This is a genomic window from Halomonas sp. BM-2019 (assembly GCF_017584085.1).
The window spans coordinates 546,854-549,038 of the sequence record NZ_CP071922.1 but is presented as its reverse complement, the minus strand read 5'-3'; the positions used below and the strand labels follow the sequence as shown (position 1 = coordinate 549,038).

Annotated in this window: 1 protein-coding gene; it reads left to right on the top strand. The window is 48.6% G+C overall.

From position 1 onward, the window contains the following. Positions 1–281: 281 nt before the first annotated feature. Positions 282–2,117 carry a translational GTPase TypA gene (gene typA, locus J5F18_RS02785; protein ID WP_346300827.1) on the top strand — a complete coding sequence of 612 codons (1,836 nt, stop codon included), beginning with the start codon at positions 282–284 and terminating at the stop codon, positions 2,115–2,117. The last annotated feature ends 68 nt before the right edge of the window (positions 2,118–2,185 follow it).

Here is a 2,185-nt window from a genome sequence, read left to right as displayed (position 1 = left end):
ATTGAGTTGTCCTTTAGTGCGGGCCTAGTTGAGTTGTCGACCTCGATGTCGCCCAAAGCGACATTTAAAAAACTTGATGACTTACTCTACCAAGCGAAAAGCGAGGGACGTGATCGGACTATTTACGCAGCGAACTAGGCTAAAGCCCTTACTAAAGGTTACAGATTCGTTAAATTTAGCACCTCCTGTACAAGAGGTGCTTTTTTATTCAGCAAAAACCACGTACAATCCGCCCCCCTATGGCCGATTCGGCCCTACATTACAGGTTACAAATACGGTTTATGTCTAAAGCTATTGAGAAAATTCGCAATATCGCAATCATCGCGCACGTTGACCATGGTAAAACAACTTTGGTTGATAAGCTTCTGCAACAAAGCGGCACCCTCGAAAGCCGTGGCGAGCAGCAAGAGCGTATCATGGACTCTAACGATCTTGAGCGCGAGCGCGGTATCACCATTCTTGCCAAAAACACGGCAATTAACTGGGGCGATTACCACATCAATATCCTTGATACCCCTGGTCACGCTGACTTCGGTGGTGAGGTTGAGCGCGTTCTTTCAATGGCAGACTCGGTATTGTTGCTCGTTGACGCGGTTGACGGCCCAATGCCGCAAACTCGCTTCGTAACCCAGAAGGCGTTCGCCCACGGCTTGAACCCTATCTTGGTTGTGAACAAAGTTGACCGCCCAGGTGCGCGTGTTGACTGGGTTGTTGATCAAGTTTTTGATTTGTTCGATAACCTTGGTGCAACTGACAAGCAGCTCGACTTCCCAATCGTTTACGCTTCAGCGTTAAACGGTTTCGCGTCGTTGGACTCAGAAGTGCATGGCACCGACATGACGCCATTATTCGAAACAATTGTGCGTGAAGTTGCTCCACCAGAAGCAGAAATTGATGGTCCATTGCAGCTACAAATTTCACAGCTTGACTACTCAAGCTACCTTGGCGTTATCGGTATCGGTCGCGTGCGTCGTGGTACTGTGAAGCCTAACCAGCAAGTGACTGTGGTTGGTGCGGACGGTAAAACCCGTAACGGTAAAATTGGCGTGGTCTTCGGTTACCTTGGTTTGGACCGGATGGAAGTTGATTCATCACACGCCGGCGACATTTGTGCGATTACCGGTTTAGGCGAGCTGAAGATTTCTGACACCGTCTGTGCGGTTGGCCACAACGAAGCCTTACCACCATTAAGTGTTGATGAACCGACTGTGACCATGACTTTCCAGGTCAACACCTCGCCATTTGCTGGTAAAGAAGGTAAGTACGTAACTTCACGTCAGATTCTCGAGCGTTTGCAGCAAGAATTAGTGCACAACGTTGCCTTGCGTGTTGAAGAAATGCCAGACCCAGACAAATTCCGTGTTTCTGGTCGTGGTGAACTCCACTTAGGTGTTTTAATTGAAAACATGCGTCGTGAAGGCTTCGAATTAGCCGTGTCACGTCCAGAAGTTATCATTAAGTACGAAGACGGTCAGAAGATGGAGCCGTACGAAACCTTAACCGTTGACATCGAAGATCAGCACCAAGGTTCAGTGATGGAAGCGCTTGGTTTGCGTAAAGCTGAAATGACCGATATGTCACCCGACGGTAAAGGCCGTGTGCGCATTGACTTCATGGTGCCAAGCCGTGGCTTAATCGGTTTCCAAACGGAGTTCATGACCTTAACGTCAGGTACCGGTTTGGTGTATCACGCATTTGACCACTACGGCCCACACAAAGGCGGTAAAATCGGTCAGCGGATTAACGGTGTACTGATTTCAAATGCGCAAGGTAAGGCATTGGCTTACGCCCTGTTTAACCTGCAAGAGCGCGGTCGTTTGTTTGCGTCACACGCAGACGAAGTTTACGAAGGTCAGATTATCGGTATTCACAACCGTGCCAATGACTTAACCGTAAACTGTTTGAAAGGTAAGCAGCTGACCAACATTCGTGCTGCGGGTACTGATGAAGCATTAACCTTGACGCCACCGATTAAAATGAGCCTCGAGCGTGCGCTTGAGTTCATTGATAACGACGAGCTGGTTGAAGTAACGCCGAAGTCGATTCGTGTCCGTAAGAAGCTTTTAACCGAGAACGAGCGTAAGCGCGCGTCTCGTGAAGCGGAAAGCGCCGAGTAACGCTATTTCCTAAACTGCAAAAGCCCTACTGTCAAAAAGTAGGGCTTTTTTGTTATGCGTATTGGGAA

What these genes read in the sequence shown, in the direction of transcription:
- typA (WP_346300827.1), top strand. Translation starts at nt 282, where the DNA reads ATGTCTAAAGCTATTGAGAAAATTCGCAATATCGCAATCATCGCGCAC.